The organism is Paraburkholderia phenoliruptrix (assembly GCF_902859825.1).
Lineage (GTDB): Bacteria > Pseudomonadota > Gammaproteobacteria > Burkholderiales > Burkholderiaceae > Paraburkholderia > Paraburkholderia phenoliruptrix.
In genome coordinates, this window is sequence record NZ_CADIKB010000012.1 from 36,299 (window position 1) to 54,306 (window position 18,008).

The window sequence follows — 18,008 nt, forward strand, 5'->3', positions numbered from 1 at the left end:
CCCTGTGCAAAAACTGGGGTTTGCCCCGCCTAGTGCCCGCTTGAGCATGCGCGGATTTTAACAATCGACAACTATTCCGAACGGCGTGTCAGAGGCATGCGCGCTCGCTGTCAGAACATTGTTTTCAAAGACTCTTTCCGGTTTCGGCCCACGACCGTTTTTGGGATGACGTTAGTCTCGCAGACGGCCGTCCTGCGTGATCGTGAAACACGGGTGCTATCTTCAAAACGCCTTTCCGAGAAGCCCCGAACGCCCCACGCAGGAGACGCCGTCATGCTGCAAATCCACTCTTTCCGCCTCCTCGGCACCTTAGCGATCGCCGTCGCGAGCTTGTGCAGCAGCGCCAGCGCTTGCGCCCAACTCGGCGGCGTGATGGCGCCAAGAGCCGGCACGAGCGCGCCCCAAAGCCTGCTGAACGGCGCGCTGCGCCTGCGCACCTCGACGGATGCGGGCAACACGACCATCAACGAGTACGGCACGAGCAGCGGCGAAATCGTCGCCTACACGTGGCAAGGTCCGACCATGCCGGATCTGGCCGCGCTGCTTGGCAAGTACGCCGGCTCTTACCGCGCGGGCGCCGCGGCGGCGGCGGACGGCAATCTGCACGCGTCGCGCGTCGTGCGGCCGGACGTGATCGTCGAATCCGGCGGCCCGATGCGCTGCTACGCGGGCCGCGCCTGGCTGCCCGGCGCGCTGCCGCCGGGCGTGACGGCCGACGACCTGCGCTGACGGCCCGACCCCGAACCACTGCCGACCTCTTTGACGCCATGAAGCCGAACCATCGTCTTTGCGCCCTGCTCCTCGTCTGCGCCGCCCTGACCGCTTGCGGAGGCGGCGGCGGAGGCAGCGCCCCGACCACCGCGTCCAACACGAACGCACCCGCCGGCACGGCAAACTCGCCCGCAGCGGACGCGCCCCTTGCCGCTTCGAGCCCCAGCAGCACGAGCGGCAACAGCGTCGCCCAGTCGAACACGCCGAACATCCAGCCGATCGTCGTGCACGCCGCGCCGCGCCTCACGCGCAACATGCTGACGACAAGCGTCACGCTGTGCCAGCCGGGCACGGACCAGTGCGCGACCATCGACAACATTCAGGTGGACACCGGCTCGCACGGCCTGCGCATTCTCGCCTCCGCGTTGCCGGCGAGCCTGCCGCTCGCGGCAGTGGCGTCGGGCGGCGGCGTCTCGGGCGAATGCGCGGTCTTCGGCGGCGGCTACGCGTGGGGCGCCGTGCGCAGCGCCGACGTGCGGATGGCCGGACAACTGGCCGCCTCCATCCCGATCCAGTTGATCGCCGACCCCGCGGTGCCGTCGGTGCCCGCCGACTGCGCCGGCTCCGGCCCGTCGATGCTCACGCTCGACACGCTGCGCGCGAACGGCATCCTCGGCGTCGGCGTATTCGCAGCCGACTGCGGCGCGGCCTGCGCCAACGCGGCGCTGCCTCGCTGGTACTACAGTTGCGACGCAAGCGGCGCGTGCCTGCCGAGCGCGCAGCCCGTCGCGCAGCAGGTGGTCAATCCGGTCAGCCGCTTCGCGCTCGACAACAATGGCATCGTGATCGAGCTTCCCGACGTGCCGGACAGCGGCGCGGACACCGTGTCGGGCACGATGATCTTCGGCATCGACACCCAGGCGAACAACACGCTCGGCAACGCGAGCGTGCTCAAGGGCAGTCCGCAAACCGGTTATGTGAGTACGGCGTACGAGGGCCAGACCTACGCGCAAAGCTATCTCGACACCGGCTCGAACGGCCTTTTCTATCGCGACACGCAACTGCCGCAATGCGGCTACTGGTATTGCCCGGATTCCACGCGCTCAGCCAGCGCGACGATCAGCGGCACAAACGGCGCGTCGACCACGGTGAGCTTCGCTGTCGGCAATTCGCGGGTTCTGTTTGCCTCGGCGAATAATGCCTTCGACAATCTCGCCGGCCCGGCGGCGAGCGGCTTCGGCTGGGGCCTGCCGTTCTTTTTCGGCCGCCGCGTGTACACGGCGATCGCGTCGCGCGCGACGTCCGCGGGGCCGGGTCCGTACTATGCATTCTGAAGGTAAGACCGTATTCGAGCTGCTGAAAATTCACAAACTGGTGGAAAGCACATATTCGATATGGGGTGGCTGCGATAATCGCCGTTCGCGGCTAACGCTTCACGAAGATAGTTAGTCATGCATAACTGTCAACCGTCACTCCATGGAAGAAGCCACCTTTTCGCTCGACGAGTTCGAGCAGCTCGTCTATACGCGGCAGCATGTTCGCGCGGCAATCCAGCTGCTCTCCGCGTTGGCGCTGCTTCAGCACAAACGCGGCGAACTCGACGGGAGCTTCCTCGCGTCGGGCATGACCGGGTTGACGCCCGCCGAGCAACGCAGGCGCTTCTGCACGCGCCTCGCAAGCGCGGCTTCCACGCTGTTCGCCGCCCCCGACTTCAGGCCGCCAGCCGAATGTTTCGGGCTCTTTTTAACGTTGCATGAATGGGTCGGCCTGCTGTTTTCCGCCACGCCGTTCGGCAACGCGGACCATGTCGCTTGCCACCTCAACCCGCGCGGCCCGGAAGACCGGCAGTTTCTCGCCGGCGACAGTTTTGTCGAGAAGCTGTGCGTGCTCTATTCGACGGAGTCCGAACTCGAACTCGACTTTGCCGCGCTGTGGGCGTACGACAAAGTCCTGGCGGCCTGTCTCGCGCTCGTCCTTCTGGCGCCCGTTTTCAAGGGCTCGGCAAGCGCGCACATGAAGCGCGAGGCGCTGATCGAATGGCTGCCCGGCAAGCTGCAACAAATCGGGAATCTCGACGATCTGCCCACCGCCTTGCTGCACAACGCCTACATGTTCTGCAGCTACGCACAAACGCCGCGCAGGCATGAGATCAAGCGCGACATCAACGTACTGGTGCGGCGCAAGCTCGCGGAACTGGGCCTGACCGATCTGCCGGCGGTGCCGCAGGCGCGTGTCGGAGCGGACGCGAACACAAGGCCGCGCAAGAAGCCGCTGATGCTGGTGGTGCTCGAATGGTTCGGCGGCGCGCATTCCATCTACCGCACGCACTCCCGCACGCTCGAAGCCGCGCGCGAGCATTTCGAGGTGGTGGCTTTCGGCTTCGGCTATGCGATCGACGACATCGGTCGCGCGGTGTTCGACCGCTTCATCGAACTGGAGGAGCCCGAGTATATCGGCGAGTGTCTGCGCACCATTCGCGACTTTGCCGAGCGCGAAAAGCCGGAGGTGCTGTATATGCCGAGCGTCGGCATGTTCGTGCTGACCATCTTCATGTCGAATCTACGCGTCGCGCCGCTGCAGATCGCGGGACTGGGTCATCCGGCCACCACGCATTCGGACAAGATCGACTATGTGAGCGTGGAGGAAGATTATGCCGGCGATCCCGCGTGCTTCAGCGAACGCTTGTTGAAGCTGCCCAAAGACGGACAGCCGTACCGGCCTTCGGTGGCATTGCCGGCCATTGCCCCGATCATTCCGCCGCGGCGTGAAAAAGTGCAGGCGATCATCACCGCGAGCGCAATGAAGCTCAACCCCGCGTTTCTCGATACGTGCCGGGAAATCGGCGAGCGCGCAGCCACGCCCGTCGAGTTTCATTTCATGAGCGGCGTGCATGCCGGACTCACGCTGGATCATATGCGCGAGGTCATCGGCCGGGCGCTACCGGGGTCGGTGGTGCACGGGTTTCATCTGTATCCGGACTATCTGGGACGGGTCAACGCTTCCGATTTATTTCTGAGTCCCTTTCCGTTCGGCAATACGAATGGCATTGTGGACGCGCTCACGCTCGGTTTGCCGGGCGTGTGCATGCGCGGGCGCGAAGTGTTCGAGCGTATCGACGGCGCGCTGTTCGACCGCGTGGACATGCCGGCGTGGGCCACGGCGGATAGCATTGAGGCATATATCGCCGCCGCAGTGCGAATGATCGACGGGCACGACGAACGCATTGCGTTGCGGCAGCGGTTGATCGATACGCACGCGGTGGAGCGTTGCTTTGAAGGCCGGCCTCAAGCGTTTGCTGAAAGCGCCCTCGCCTTGATGAACGAAGCGCGGAGCGGATGCCAGGCCGAGGCAATGGAGCTGGCGGAAGAGAAGCCGGGATGCGACGGCGGTGCGCGCGGGATCGTTCGACGCTTTTGGAGGGACGTCCGTCTTGTCACCTGCGCGTGCAACGGCGCCCGCGCGTATTCTCGCGCTTGCCGCCCGAAGAGCTGATCGCCTGGCAAAAGCATCAGCATGTGCGAACTCGTGACCGCGTCGCGACAAAACGCGGCGCACGAATCCGGCGGTGCCCGAGAACTTACTCCTGCGCTTCGCCCGAATCTGGCTCGGACGGCGCCGCCAGCTTTGCCGGGGCAAGCCAGCTAAACGTGGCGAGCGTTGGACCATGGAACGTACATTCGGCAGCTGCAGCTTGCACGATCTTCTTCGGCTTGCCGGACTTGAGCGCCAGCGCCTGCGCGTCTGACGATGCCGACGGCGAAGCTGCTGCAGCGCCCACGCCTGATGCGGTCGCCCCCGCGGCCGTTGCCGTGCCGGAAGCCGCCGACGTTGCCGAACCGCTCGCGGGCCTCGAAGCCGCCGAAGCCCCCGCGGCCCCGGACGCCCTCGAAGCTCCAGACGCCCCCGAAGCCCCACCCGCAGCCGCCGCCTCAGACGCCGTCACTCCATGCTCGATCGCCCCTTCCACCACCACACGCGAACCACCGATGCCGGCGCCGGTATGGCCGATCTTGAGCGTATCGGACGAGGTTTCCGCGAGTTTGCTGCGCATCAATTGCTCGCACGCGTCCGAGTTCCTGTACACAGTGGTGCAGGCCGCGAGCAGCGCCGCAGCGGTCGCGACGCACGCGAGAGTGAGAATCCGAATCTTCATTGACGTTCCGTTTTTCAAACCGTCGCGAATTGTAGCCTGGGCGCCGTGCGCGAGCCTGCGCTTGACGTCGTCCCAATAATATGTTCCTATTGCGCACTATGTACCGCGCCCAGACCACCCTATCGCTACTACTAGCCCGCTCTACCGGGCTAGGTCTGCTGCTGCGCGCTTCCAACTGAATCACCCGAAGCACCGCTTAATTTCCCAGTAACTGACCCAGCCCCGGTTTTCGACCGGCGGCCCTGCTTCGCGTTTTTGTCGTCCGGTCGACTCCCTGCTTGTCGACTCCACGGATGATGAAAATGTTGAAAAACCCTGCCACCAAGTACCGCTCGTTCAAGCCCATCAATTTGACGGACCGCCAGTGGCCGTCGCGCACCATCACGCGCGCGCCGATCTGGATGAGCACCGACCTGCGCGACGGCAACCAGGCGCTGTTTGAGCCGATGGACAGCGAGCGCAAGATGCGCATGTTCAAGACGCTGGTGCAGATCGGTTTCAAGGAAATTGAGGTCGCGTTTCCGTCGGCATCGCAGACGGACTTCAACTTCGTGCGCGAGTTGATCGAAGGCGGCCACATTCCGGACGACGTCACGATCGAAGTCTTGACGCAAGCGCGTGACGACCTGATCGAACGCACCTTCGAATCCTTGCGTGGCGCGCCGCGCGCAATCGTCCATTTGTACAACGCGACGGCGCCGGAATTCCGCAAGATCGTGTTCGGGCTCGACAAAAACGGCGTGAAGCAACTTGCGCAAAACGCCGCGCGCACGATGAAGCGTCTCGCCGACGCCGCGCCGGAAACGCATTTCACGCTGCAATACAGCCCTGAAGTATTCAGCGGCACCGAACTCGAATTTGCAAAGGAAGTGTGCGACGCGGTATTCGACATCTGGCAGCCGACGCCCGAGCACAAGGCGATCGTCAATCTGCCGGCCACGGTCGAAATGGCCACGCCGAATGTGTATGCCGACCAGATCGAATGGATGCACCGCAACCTCGCGCGCCGCGATTCGCTGATCGTCTCCGTGCATCCGCACAACGACCGCGGCACCGCTGTCGCCGCCGCGGAACTGGCGGTGATGGCGGGCGCGGACCGCATCGAAGGGTGCCTCTTCGGCAACGGCGAGCGTACCGGCAATGTCGACCTCGTCACGCTCGCGTTAAACCTGTACACGCAGGGCGTCGATCCCGGGCTCGATTTCTCGAACATCAATGAAGTCGCGCGCACGGCCGAGGAATGCACGCAGTTGCCGGTGCATCCACGTCACCCGTATGTCGGCGATCTGGTGTTCACCGCGTTTTCGGGCTCGCATCAGGATGCGATCAAGAAGGGTCTTGCCGCGCAAAAGCCCGATGCGATGTGGGAAGTGCCCTACATGCCGATCGATCCGAACGACCTCGGCCGCACTTACGACTCCGTGATTCGCGTGAACAGCCAGTCCGGCAAGGGTGGTATCGCGTATCTGCTTGAGCAGAGCTACGGCGTGGTGTTGCCGCGCCGCCTGCAGGTGGATTTCAGCTCGGCCGTGCAGCGCTTTACCGACACGAGCGGCCAGGAAGTCACGTCGTCGCAGATCTGGGAACTGTTCCAGCAGGAATACGTGCGCAACACCGCGCCGGTGCATTACGTCGGCCATAGCCTGTCCGAGCAGGACGGACGCGAGCGCATCAAGCTGACCGTCGAGATCAACGGCACGCGCCGCGTGCTGCACGGCGAAGGCAACGGCCCGCTCGACGCCTTGATGCACGCGATGGACGTGCCCGTGCGCATCCAGCACTACGAAGAGCGTGCGTTGACGCAAGGCGCCGATGCCCGCGCGGTGGCGGTCGCCGAAATGGCCGGCGCGGATCTCACGGGCAGCGCGTTCGGCGTGGGTATCGACGCGAACCTGGTGACCGCGTCGATCCGCGCGGTGATCAGCGGCGTGAACCGCGCCTATGCGCGTGCGAGCGACGAGGCGAAGCAGCGCTTCTTCGACACGGCGCTGAACGACGAAACCGAGCGCGCCGAGGCATAAGATGCGCGTAAGCAGACCGTGACGGCCTGACACGCAAAAAGGGGTGCCCCGAAGCGCACAGCAAGCGAGAGGTTGGATCGAGGTCCATCAACTGGCTTGCCGTTCGCTTTCGGGGCGCCCCTTTGCTATTTACCTTTTTCTGATTCGACTACCTGAACGCTTGCTGCCGCTGGGCGCCACACCGCCACGCGGAGACGAAGCCCGCTTCACTCCGTCCACGCGTCCGGCAAACTGTGGGTGAGCGTCGACACGAAACGCGCGGTTTCCTCCTGCTGCGGCCGCATAAAGACATCGCGCGACGCGCCCGCTTCCACCACCACGCCGTTGTTCAGAAACACCACGTCGCGCGCGATGGTCGCGGCCAGCCGCAAATCGTGCGTGGCCATCAGCATGGTCATGCCTTCGCTCGCCAGTTGCTTCAGCACTTCCACCACTTCCGCGGCGAGGCCGGGATCCAGTGCGGACGTGGGTTCGTCGCACAACAGCACTTCCGGCGACGGCGCCAGCGCACGCGCAATCGCCACGCGCTGCTGCTGTCCGCCCGATAACGTGACGGGCCACGCATCGCCCTTATGCGCGATGCCGACCTTCTCAAGCAATTCGTCCGCGCGTGCTCGCGCCTTTTCCTTGTCCCACTTCAGCACGGTCAGGAGTCCTTCCATCACGTTCTGACGCACCGTGAGGTGCGGAAACAGCTGGAAGTTCTGAAACACCATGCCGGTGCGGCGGCGAATGGTCAGCACCGTTTCACGCGACGGCCGCTCGTTCGGACTGAACGCAAGCTTCTGATCGCCGATTTCCAGCGAACCCGCCTCGGGAATCTCCAGCAGGTTCACACAGCGCAGCAGCGTGCTCTTGCCGCTGCCCGACGGTCCGATCAGCGCGGTCACGTTGCCCTGCGCGAGCTGCAGATCGACGGCATTGAGCACGCGGTGCCCCGAAAAATACTTGTCGATTTTTTCCAGTCGGATCATCAGTTGCCCGCCTGAAAGAGTGCGTGACGTCCGAACTTGCGTTCGAGCCTCACTTGCGCCGACGACAGCACCGAACTGAACAGCAGATACACGAGCGCAGCCTCGGTATAGAGAATCAGCGGTTCATAGGTAACCGAAGCAATTCGCTGCGCCGCCTGAAACACCTCGGGCACCGTCAATACCGCCGCGAGCGAGGTGTCCTTCACGAGCGCAATAAACGAGTTGGACAACGGCGGCAACGCGACGCGCGCCGCTTGCGGCAGGATCGCGCGACGCAGCGCCTGTTCGCGCGTCATGCCCATCGAATACGCGGCCTCCCACTGCCCTTTAGGAATCGACTCGATCACGCCGCGAATCACCTCGGAGTTATACGCTCCCACGTTCAGCGAAAAACCGATGATCGCCGCGGTCAACGGATCGAGCACGATGCCGACGTTCGGCAGTCCGTAGAAAATCACGAATAGTTGCACGAGCAACGGTGAGCCGCGAAACAGCCACACGTAGAAGCGCACCACCGCCACCGCCCATTTCGGCCCGAAAAGCCGCACGAGCGCGACGATAAACGCGAGAGCGAGCCCGATAGCGAACGACGCCAACGTGAGCGGCACCGTGAACACAAGCCCCGCATACAGCAGGGGCCACAGCGACTGCGCCATCAGATGCAACCATGCCGGCATGATTCAGACTCGCGAAAGGCGTTTACTGGGAGACGTCTTTGCCGAAGTACTTCTGCGAAATCTTCGCGTACGTGCCGTCCTTCTTCATATCGGCGAGCGCCTTGTTGATCGCCGCGACGAGTTCGGGGCTGCCCTTGCGGATCAGCACAGCCGACTTGTCGCTGCTGTCCGCCGATGTATCCAGCGCGGCGATCTTCACCTTCGCATCCGGTTTGTGCTTCTTGAAGTCGAGGAACGACAGCGAATCGTTGACGGTTGCATCGACGCGGCCCGCCGTCAGCAGGTCGATCGACTCGTTAAAGCCCTGCACCGGAATGACTTCGGCGCCATGCGACGCGGCGATCTTGCCGAAGTTGCTCGTCAGCGTGTTGGCCGACTTCTTGCCCTTCAGATCGTCAAAGTTCTTGATCGTGTTGTTGTCCGAGCGCACGATCAGCGCCGCGTGCGACGTGATGTACGGGTCCGAGAAATCGTATTTCTGCTTGCGCGCGTCCGTCACCGCGACTTCGTTGATCACTGCGTCATAGCGGTTCACGTCGAGCCCGGCGATCAGGCCGTCCCATTTGCCTTCGACGAATTGCGGCTTGACGCCGAGCCGCTGCGCGATCTGCGTGCCGATCTCCACGTCGAAGCCGGTCAGCTTGCCCGATTCGTCGTGGTAGGTGAACGGCGCGTAGGTGCCTTCCGTACCAATCCTGAACACGCCCGAGGACTTGATCTGCGCGAACTCGTCGGCCGCGAAGACAGGGCTCACGGCGACTGTATGCAACAGCGCAACCAGCAGAATGGAACGAATCGACTTCATGAGTGGCTCCCTAAAGTGGCCAGGCCGTATGCCTGGTCTTGTGTTGGCAGTCCCGCACGCGCTCACGCCCGGCGGAGTGGGCGGACTGTAGCAAACGGCTTGCCTTTTTACAAAGGATCAGGTTTCCAATCCATATGCGCATGCGTGCTAAGCCGCAGCCATGGCGTCCGTCATCGCATGAGGTTCAACTCTACAGCAGATATCAGGACGCGGCATGCATCGCAACATGGAACGTGGGCCGGGCGCCATCGGGGAAAACGCGAGACGGTCGTGCCGCAGCGAATGCGCGGCAGGAGAGAAACCGCGGCGCGGGACGTGCACGCCCGCGCCGCCTGTCAGGACTGGACAAGCGCTACCGCTCCACCGGGTGCGGCTCTTTCAGCTTGTTGGACACGCGAATGGCGTCGAAGTAAGCCGGATTCGGCGGACGCTTCTGATATTGGCCCGCGCCGCGCACGGCGCGCAGGTCGCCGTCGGTCCAGGCAAGCGCGCCGCGTGTGAGCGTATGCATGGCTACGCCTTGCACGGTCATGCCTTCAAATACATTGAAGTCGACTTTCTGATGATGCGTCTTCACCGAAATCGTCCTGCTTGCATTCGGGTCCCACACGACGATGTCCGCATCCGCGCCCACGCGTATCGCGCCTTTGCGTGGGTACAGGTTGAAGATCTGCGCCGCATTTGTCGACGTGATGCGCACGAACTCGTTCGGCGTGAGACGCCCTGAGTTCACGCCGTGGTGCCACAGCACCGCCATGCGATCTTCCACACCGCCGCAGCCGTTCGGGATCTTCGTGAAGTCTTCGCGGCCCATCGCCTTTTGCGACGCGCAGAAGACACAATGGTCGGTCGCGGTGGTATGCAACTGCCCTGCCTGCAAGCCGCGCCACAGCGCCTCGCGATGCTCCGCGGACCGAAACGGCGGACTCATGACATGCGCGGCGGCACGCGTCCAGTCGGGGTCGCGATACACCGCCTCGTCGATCACGAGGTGCCCCGGCAGGACCTCGCCGAACACGCGCAGCCCCTCGCTGCGCGCGCGAGAGATCGCGTCGACAGCGTCTTTGGCGGAGACGTGCACGATATACACCGGCACGCCCAGCACCTGAGCAATGCGAATCGCGCGGTTGGCCGCCTCGCCTTCCACCTCCGGCGGCCGCGACAGCGGATGCGCCTCGGGACCGGTGAATCCCTTAGCCAGCAACTGGCGCTGCAACTGGAATACGAGCTCGCCGTTTTCCGCGTGCACGGTGGGCAATGCGCCGAGTTCGAGCGAGCGCGAGAAGCTGTTCACCAGCACTTCGTCGTCGGCCATGATCGCGTTCTTGTAGGCCATGAAATGCTTGAAGCTCGACACGCCGTGCTCGTGCACGAGCGTGCCCATGTCGCGATACACCGAATCGTCCCACCACGTGACGGCCACATGAAAACCATAATCCGCCGACGCCTTCTCCGCCCAGCCTCGCCACGCCCTGAATGCTTCCATCAGGCTTTGTTTAGGACTCGGAATCACGAAGTCGATGATGCACGTCGTGCCGCCGGACAACCCCGCCGCCGTGCCGGTATAGAAATCGTCGCTCGCCGTGGTGCCCATGAAGGGCAGCTCCATATGCGTGTGCGGATCGATGCCGCCCGGCATCACATACTGGCCGCCCGCATCGACGATCGCAGCGCCGGCCGGCGGCTCCAGGTCCGCGCCGATCTGCACGATGGTGCCGCCGTCCTGCGGGTCCGCACATAAAACGTCGGCGCGATAAGTGTTGTCCGCGTCTATCACGGTGCCGCCGCGAATCAGGGTCGTCATGTTCGCCTCCTTATGAACTTGCGTATGCCGCTGCCTTGCCGGCTATGTTTTCACGCACTCGCTACACGCGCGCTCGGCCCCTTGCTGAACTTCATCCACGCGCTATAGACAATGGATGCCAAGGCAAGCCCCACAAACCACGCATACGTGTAGAGCGTATTGAAGATCGACGGCACGTTGGCGAACGAAGCGGGAAATGCGGTGTGCAGGAAGCCGGGCAGATTCGGCAGCACGCCAATGACGAGAGCGACCACCGCGCCGATATTCCAGCCGCCGGTGTAGCTGTATTCGCCGCGCTCGTCGAAAAGTTGGCGCGTATCGAGGCGCGTGCCGCGAATCAGGAAGTAATCGACCATCAGAATGCCTGCGACGGGACCAAGCAGCGCCGAATAGCCGACGAGCCACGTGAAGATGTAGCCCTGCGTGGTCGCGAGAATCTTCCACGGCATCATGACAATGGCGATGGTGGCGGTGATCATGCCGCCCGCGCGATACGAAATGCCCTTCGGCCACAGGCTCGAAAAATCATAAGCCGGACCCACGAGATTGGCGGCCAGATTGCAGCACATCGTGTCGAGCGTGAGGATGACGAGCGCAATGCCGACGCCGATACCCGTCATGCGGCTCGTGAGATCGATAGGATCCCATATCGCCTTGCCGTAGATCACCACGGTCGCCGAGGTCACGACGACGGAGATCACCGAGAGCAAGGCCATCGGCACCGGCAAGCCGATGGACTGACCGACCATCTGGTCACGCTGCGTTTTTGCAAAACGCGTGAAGTCGGGAATGTTGAGCGCAAGCGTCGCCCAGAACCCGACCATCGCGGTGAGGCTGGGCCAGAATGTCACCCAGAATAAGCCTTCTTTCTTGCCGCCCGCCGCGAACTGCGACGGTGCGGAGAGCATCGAGCCGAGGCCGCCCGCCTTCGACGTCGCCCACCACACGAGCGCGATGCACATTACGATCTTGATCGGCGCCGACCAGCTTTCGAGCCAGCGAATCGAATCCGTACCGTGCACGATGAAGTAAATCTGCAGCGCCCAGAACACGAGAAAACAGGCCAGCTGTCCAACGGAGATGTCGAGGAACGGCAAGGCCGCGCCATGCAGCGCGTTGCCGGTCAGAATATTGAGCAGCGTGTAGATTGCGCTGCCGCCAAGCCACGTTTGAATCCCGTACCAGCCGCACGCGACAATGGCACGCAGCATCGCAGGCAGCTTCGCGCCCTGCGTGCCGAACGACGAGCGCACCAGCACCGCATACGGAATGCCGTGCTTCGCGCCCGCATGGCCGATCAGCAGCATCGGCACGAGCACGATCACGTTGCCGAGCAACACCGTCAACACTGCCTGCCATGGCGACATGCCCTGCTCCGTCAAGCCCGCGGCGAGCATATACGACGCGATGTTCATCACCATGCCCACCCACAGCGCTGCGAAGTGATACCAGCGCCATGTGCGCTGCGCGGTGCCGGTCGGCGCGAGGTCGTCGTTGTAAAGACTGCTGCCTTGCGCGCCGGCCGCGAAGTGCGGGTCGGCGGGTTGCGCGGTCTGCTTCATCGAAAGATCTCCACTTGATCGTAAAAGCCCGCGCGGCTTCTTCGGCGCGTCGGGCGTTGAAGGAACCAGCCGTGACGAATCGCTCTGTATTTCAGGCTGCTTTCGCTGCGTGCGCCGGCTCTGCGCTTGCGCCCGCTTCGTGTGGCTCGCTCTGCGCCGCATTCACGCGCGCCGGATTGTTCGGATGCGTCGTCCAGTTCGCGTACTCGCCGTTGTCCACGCGCTCCATCGTGATGCATTGTTCGACCGGACACACGTGCATGCACAGATTGCAGCCCACACATTCGGAGTCCACCACTTCAAAATGCCGAACGCCATCTTTTTCTTTCATGATGGCCTGATGCGCGGTGTCTTCGCATGCGACATGGCACAGCCCGCATTGAATGCACTTGTCCTGATCGATGCGTGCCTTGATGCTGTAGTTCAGATTCAGATACTTCCAGTCGGTGACGTTGGGCACGGCCCGACCGCGAATATCGTCCAATGTCGCGTAGCCCTTTTCGTCCATCCAGTTGGAGAGGCCGTCCGCGAGATCACTGACGATACGAAAGCCGTAGTGCATGGCCGCGGTGCAAACCTGCACGCTGCCTGCGCCCAGCACCATGAATTCGGCCGCATCGCGCCATGTCGAAATACCCCCTATGCCTGAAATGGGCAGGTTCGGCGTTTGTTCGTCGCGCGCGATTTCCGCGACCATGTTCAACGCGATCGGCTTTACCGCCGGGCCGCAATAGCCGCCGTGCGTGCCCTTGCCGTCGACCATCGGCAACGGCGACATGGCGTCGAGATCCACAGCGACGATCGAGTTGATCGTATTGATCAACGACACGCCGTCCGCACCGCCCTTGTACGCTGCACGCGAACCGAGGCGAATATCGGTGATGTTCGGCGTGAGCTTCACGAGGCACGGCAGCCTCGTGCCCTCCTTCACCCAGCGCGTGACCATTTCGATGTACTCGGGCACCTGGCCGACCGCCGAACCCATCCCACGTTCGCTCATGCCGTGGGGGCAGCCGAAATTCAATTCGACTGCATCGGCCCCGGTATCTTCGACAAGCGGAAGAATCCACTTCCAGTCGCGCTCGTTGCACGGCACCATCAGCGAGACGATCATGGCTCGCTCGGGCCAGTCACGCTTCACTTGCGCGATCTCGCGCAGATTCACGTCCAGCGGACGGTCGGTAATCAACTCGATATTGTTGAGCCCCGCGATGCGCTGGCCGTTCCATTGCACCGCGCCGTAACGCGAACTCACGTTGACCACGTGCGGGTCGAGGCCGAGCGTTTTCCACACCACGCCGCCCCAGCCTGCTTCGAACGCGCGGTTCACGTTGTAGGCTTTGTCGGTCGGCGGCGCGGAAGCGAGCCAGAAGGGATTCGGCGAAGTAATGCCGGCAATCGTACAGCGCAGATCGGCCATGTTCGGCTCCTTGGGGACGGCTGTTTTTGTGCGATTCGTTTGACGCAGTCAGCTGTGCTAAGCGGCCTTTATGGCGGTCCGGGCAAACTGCGCATGGATGGCTTCGGCGGCGAGCTTGCCGTCCTGCACAGCCTGCACCGTCAGATCGACGCCGCCCGTCGCCGCGCAATCGCCACCGGCCCACACGCCGGCCAGCGACGTTTGCCCGCTTGAATCCACGGCGATGCGGCTGCCGTCGAGCGTCAACAGTTCGCGTTCCATGCCTACCGCCACGAGCGTCTGGCCGATTGCCTTCAGCACCATGTCCGCTTCGATCACGAGGCGCTCGGCGTCGCCGGTGCTTAACGTTCGTTCGAACTCAACGCCCGTCACCACGCCGCCCTCGCCGATCAACCGGACAGGCGTTGCGTGCGTGACGAGCATGACGCCGTTGGTCTGCGCGAAGTCGCGTTCGGCCCACGTCGCGCTCATCGATTCGACGCCGCGCCGATACACCATCGTCACCGACGTCGCGCCGAGCTTGCGGCTTTGCACGGCCGCATCCACGGCCGTATTGCCGCCGCCGATCACAACCACGCGGCGGCCTACCGGCACCGTGCCGAAGTCGCGCGCGCTGCGAATCTGCTCGATGAAATCGACTGCGTTCATCACCCCGCCCAGGTCTTCGCCCGCCATGGCGAGCGCGCGCACGCCGGTGAGGCCAATACCCAGAAACACCGCGTCGTATTGCTTGCGCAACGCGTCGAGTTGCACATCGCGGCCGAGCGCCATGCCGCGCCTGATCTCTATCCCGCCGACCGAGCACAGCCACTCCACTTCGCGCTGCGCGAAATCGTCGACTGTCTTGTAAGCCGCGATGCCGTATTCGTTGAGGCCGCCCGCTTTTTCGTGGGCGTCGTAGATCGTCACGTTGTGTCCGGCCAGCGCGAGACGATGCGCGCAGGCGAGTCCCGCCGGGCCGGCGCCAATCACCGCAACATGCCGGCCGGTTTCGGGTGCGCGCGAAAACAGCGCTTCACCGCGCGCCATCGCCCAATCGGTGGCATGGCGTTGCAGCGCGCCGATCGCGACCGGCTTCGCGTCCTGATGGTTGCGCACGCAAGCACCTTCGCAAAGAATCTCGGTCGGGCACACGCGTGCGCACATGCCGCCGAGCGGATTGGCCGACAGAATATCCACGGCCGCGCCCTTCAGGTTGCCGTTGCCGATCTTGCGGATAAAGCCGGGTATGTCGATCTGCGTCGGGCACGCGTTCACACACGGCGCGTCGTAGCAGTAGTGGCAGCGGCTCGCCGCCGCCGCGGCGGCGGTCGCGTCGAGCAACGGTGCAATGTCGGAGAACTCGCAGGCGAGCTGTTCGGGCGACAGGCGCTGCGCGGCGATGTCGCCGGTTTGCTTGATGGCCATACACGTTCCTTCTGTCGATGTGAGGACGCCGCCGTGCGTCGGCTCTCGCGCGAGCGAGACCGGCACGGCATTTTTCCGGCACTGCGCTAAAACGTTAGATGTACTAGGCGACCGGCTCGCTTGCGCGCTCCAGCATGGCGTGCAGCAGTACGTTCGCGCCTGCCTCGATCCATTCGAAGGTGGCATCCTCGATTTCGTTATGGCTGATGCCGTCGACGCACGGCACGAACACCATCGAGGTCGGCGCGACCTGCGCGAGATAACACGCGTCGTGCCCCGCACCCGAGACCATGTTGCGATGCGAGTACCCAAACCGCTCGGCCGCCGCGAGCACGGACTTCACGCAGGCTTCGTCGAACGCAACCGGCGCGTAGTAAAAAATCTGCTCCAACTCGGTTTCAAGCCCAATGCCGCCCGCAATTCGCGCAACGCCCTCACGCAACGCCGCATCCATTTTTGCGAGCACCGCATCGTCCGGATGACGGAAGTCGACGGTAAAGAACACACGGCCCGGAATCACGTTGCGCGAGTTGGGGTGCACCTGCAGCATGCCGACCGTCGCGCAGGCGAGCGGCGCATGGTCGAGCCCAATACGATTGACGAGATCCACGACGCGCGCAGCACCGAGCAGCGCATCGCGCCGCCGCGGCATCGGCGTCGGGCCCGCATGCGCCTCCTGGCCCGTCAGCGTGATCTCGTACCAGCGCTGGCCTTGTGCGTCGGTGACCACGCCAATGGTTTTCTGCTCGGCTTCGAGAATCGGTCCCTGCTCGATGTGCAGTTCGAACGCCGCATGCAACTTGCGTCCGCCGCAGCGCACATCGCCTGCATAGCCGATGCGCTGCAACTCTTCACCGATCGTCTTGCCGTCCACATCTTTGCGCGACAAACCGTAGTCGAGCGAAAACACCCCCGCGAACACGCCGGAAGCCACCATGGCCGGCGCAAAGCGCGAGCCTTCCTCATTGGTCCAGATCACCACTTCGACGGGATGCTCGGTTTCGATGCCATGGTCGTTCAGACTGCGAATCACTTCGAGCCCGCCCAGCACGCCGTAAATGCCGTCGAAGCGGCCGCCTGTCGGCTGCGAGTCGGCGTGCGAGCCGGTCATGACCGGCAATGCGTCGGGATTGCGCCCCGCGCGACGCATGAAGACGTTGCCCATCTGATCGACACTGACCGCACAGCCCGCTTCCTTCGCCCAACTAACTATCAGATCGCGCCCTTCCTTGTCGAGATCCGTCAGCGCAAGGCGGCATACGCCGCCTTTGGGCGTTGCGCCGATCCTGGCCATCGTCATCAGGCTGTCCCATAGCCGCTTGCCGTCGACCCGGATCGACGTAACGTCTTGCGCGCTCCCCGGCAGGTTGTCCTTCGGGCTCTTCAGCGCTTCAGTAACCGCGTTCATTCGTCTCGCTCCTTTCGGTGAACCGACATGAAACTGGTGCATGGGCGGCGGCTTTTGGGGCGTGTCCGCACGGCGGCGGTGCACGTTCGATACGCCAGGCCGCCTCAGATAGCAAGGGCAAACCCTGATGCATCTCCCGCCCTTTCAATCCTGTCCAGTTGGACAGGTTGTAGACGATTAACACCGCCAAATCAATGCTTTTCGCACGAACGCAATGAGAGCGAGAAGCGTGCCATTGCATTGCAGCACTGCCTGGCCTCGCGCAAGAAATACGCGTGTGAGCTCGCCGTCGAGCGACTAGAATGAAGCGCGACGCGGCACACATGCCGCTGAAGGCGAACATGAGAGACGACGACGTGGCTGCGGGCATCACCGAAAACGACGAAACGCGCGCGCCTTTGCGGCGGCGCAAGGCGCACATTCGCGAGTCGAACGAAGCCCATCTTCTGGCGTGCGCCGAGGCGGTTTTCGCCGAGCGCGGACTGGACGGCGCGAGCACGGCGATGATCGCCGAGCGCGCAGGCTTACCGAAAGCCAACGTCCACTACTACTTCCCGACCAAACTCGCGCTTTACCGGCGAGTACTCGAAGACCTGTTCGAGGACTGGTATCGCGCGGCCGATACCTTTGAATGCAGCGACGATCCCGTCGAAGCCATCGGCGGATATGTGCGCGCAAAGATGGAGCTGTCGCGGCGGCGTCCGCTCGGATCGAAAGTGTGGGCGAGCGAGATCATCCACGGCGCGGAGCATATGGAAGACATCCTCATGCAGCGCGTCAAGCCGTGGCTCGACAGCCGCGTGAAAGTGATCGACGACTGGATTGCGCGAGGCCTGCTCGCCCCCGTGAATGCGCGCACGCTGATGTACATGATCTGGGCAACGACACAGCACTACGCCGATTTCGACGCGCAAATCCGCGCGCTGAAAGGCAAGCGCGCGCTGACGCAAAAATCGTTCGAGGCGACGACCGAAGAAGTCGTGGAACTGGTGATTCGCGCGTGCGGCGCGGTGTCGCCCACACAGCGCGAGCAAGGCGCCGATCCTTCGCGTTAGAAATGTGCGCG

At 63.4% G+C, this 18,008-nt stretch carries 14 protein-coding genes; 5 read left to right on the top strand and 9 right to left on the bottom strand.

The annotated features are described in order from the left end of the window. The first annotated feature begins 273 nt into the window (after positions 1-273). The 3 genes from HV711_RS14700 to HV711_RS14710 all read left to right on the top strand — a co-directional run bounded on the left by HV711_RS14700 (position 274) and on the right by HV711_RS14710 (position 4,203). Positions 274-729: a DUF2844 domain-containing protein gene (locus HV711_RS14700; protein WP_035481421.1), complete on the top strand. Its 456-nt coding sequence runs from the start codon at positions 274-276 to the stop codon at positions 727-729. Between the two features lie 38 nt (positions 730-767). Continuing rightward, positions 768-2,045, top strand: coding sequence for a DUF3443 domain-containing protein (locus HV711_RS14705; protein WP_035481419.1), 1,278 nt, complete (start codon positions 768-770; stop codon positions 2,043-2,045). A gap of 142 nt (positions 2,046-2,187) precedes the next feature. Next, on the top strand, positions 2,188-4,203 hold the full coding sequence (locus HV711_RS14710) for a glycosyl transferase family 1 (protein WP_244142694.1): 2,016 nt from the start codon (positions 2,188-2,190) through the stop codon (positions 4,201-4,203). A gap of 85 nt (positions 4,204-4,288) precedes the next feature. On the opposite strand, the gene HV711_RS14715 is transcribed toward HV711_RS14710, so the two are convergent. Further along, on the bottom strand, positions 4,289-4,864 hold the full coding sequence (locus tag HV711_RS14715; protein WP_035481417.1) for a hypothetical protein: 576 nt from the start codon (positions 4,862-4,864) through the stop codon (positions 4,289-4,291). A 302-nt stretch (positions 4,865-5,166) separates the two neighbouring features. Here HV711_RS14715 and leuA point away from each other — a divergent pair, with 302 nt between their 5' ends. Continuing rightward, on the top strand, positions 5,167-6,885 hold the full coding sequence (leuA, locus tag HV711_RS14720; protein ID WP_035481415.1) for a 2-isopropylmalate synthase: 1,719 nt from the start codon (positions 5,167-5,169) through the stop codon (positions 6,883-6,885). Between the two features lie 206 nt (positions 6,886-7,091). On the opposite strand, the gene HV711_RS14725 is transcribed toward leuA, so the two are convergent. The 8 genes from HV711_RS14725 to HV711_RS14760 form a co-directional block, all read right to left on the bottom strand. Further along, a complete protein-coding gene (locus HV711_RS14725) occupies positions 7,092-7,859 on the bottom strand; it encodes an amino acid ABC transporter ATP-binding protein (protein WP_028363532.1) in 768 nt (255 codons plus the stop codon). Next, entirely contained in the window at positions 7,859-8,536 is a 678-nt protein-coding gene (locus HV711_RS14730; RefSeq protein WP_013589005.1) for an amino acid ABC transporter permease, read from the bottom strand. Before HV711_RS14730 ends, HV711_RS14725 begins: the two co-directional genes overlap by 1 nt. A 22-nt stretch (positions 8,537-8,558) precedes the next feature. Then, the gene (locus tag HV711_RS14735; RefSeq protein ID WP_013589006.1) at positions 8,559-9,341 is read right to left on the bottom strand and encodes an amino acid ABC transporter substrate-binding protein; all 783 of its coding nucleotides are present in this window, start codon (positions 9,339-9,341) and stop codon (positions 8,559-8,561) included. Between the two features lie 352 nt (positions 9,342-9,693). Beyond that, the gene (gene hydA, locus HV711_RS14740) at positions 9,694-11,145 is read right to left on the bottom strand and encodes a dihydropyrimidinase (protein WP_035481413.1); all 1,452 of its coding nucleotides are present in this window, start codon (positions 11,143-11,145) and stop codon (positions 9,694-9,696) included. Positions 11,146-11,195: 50 nt separating this feature from the next. Continuing rightward, positions 11,196-12,707 carry an NCS1 family nucleobase:cation symporter-1 gene (locus tag HV711_RS14745; protein WP_035481411.1) on the bottom strand — a complete coding sequence of 504 codons (1,512 nt, stop codon included), beginning with the start codon at positions 12,705-12,707 and terminating at the stop codon, positions 11,196-11,198. A gap of 91 nt (positions 12,708-12,798) precedes the next feature. Continuing rightward, the gene (preA, locus tag HV711_RS14750; protein ID WP_035481409.1) at positions 12,799-14,127 is read right to left on the bottom strand and encodes an NAD-dependent dihydropyrimidine dehydrogenase subunit PreA; all 1,329 of its coding nucleotides are present in this window, start codon (positions 14,125-14,127) and stop codon (positions 12,799-12,801) included. A gap of 57 nt (positions 14,128-14,184) precedes the next feature. Then, positions 14,185-15,534, bottom strand: coding sequence for an NAD(P)-dependent oxidoreductase (locus HV711_RS14755; protein WP_035481407.1), 1,350 nt, complete (start codon positions 15,532-15,534; stop codon positions 14,185-14,187). Between the two features lie 103 nt (positions 15,535-15,637). Beyond that, complete coding sequence (locus tag HV711_RS14760; protein ID WP_035481405.1) at positions 15,638-16,942, bottom strand: Zn-dependent hydrolase; 1,305 nt, start codon at positions 16,940-16,942, stop codon at positions 15,638-15,640. Positions 16,943-17,244: 302 nt separating this feature from the next. On the opposite strand from HV711_RS14760, the gene HV711_RS14765 reads away from it, so the two are divergent. Further along, positions 17,245-17,997: a TetR/AcrR family transcriptional regulator gene (locus tag HV711_RS14765; RefSeq protein ID WP_175145129.1), complete on the top strand. Its 753-nt coding sequence runs from the start codon at positions 17,245-17,247 to the stop codon at positions 17,995-17,997. Positions 17,998-18,008 lie beyond the last annotated feature (11 nt).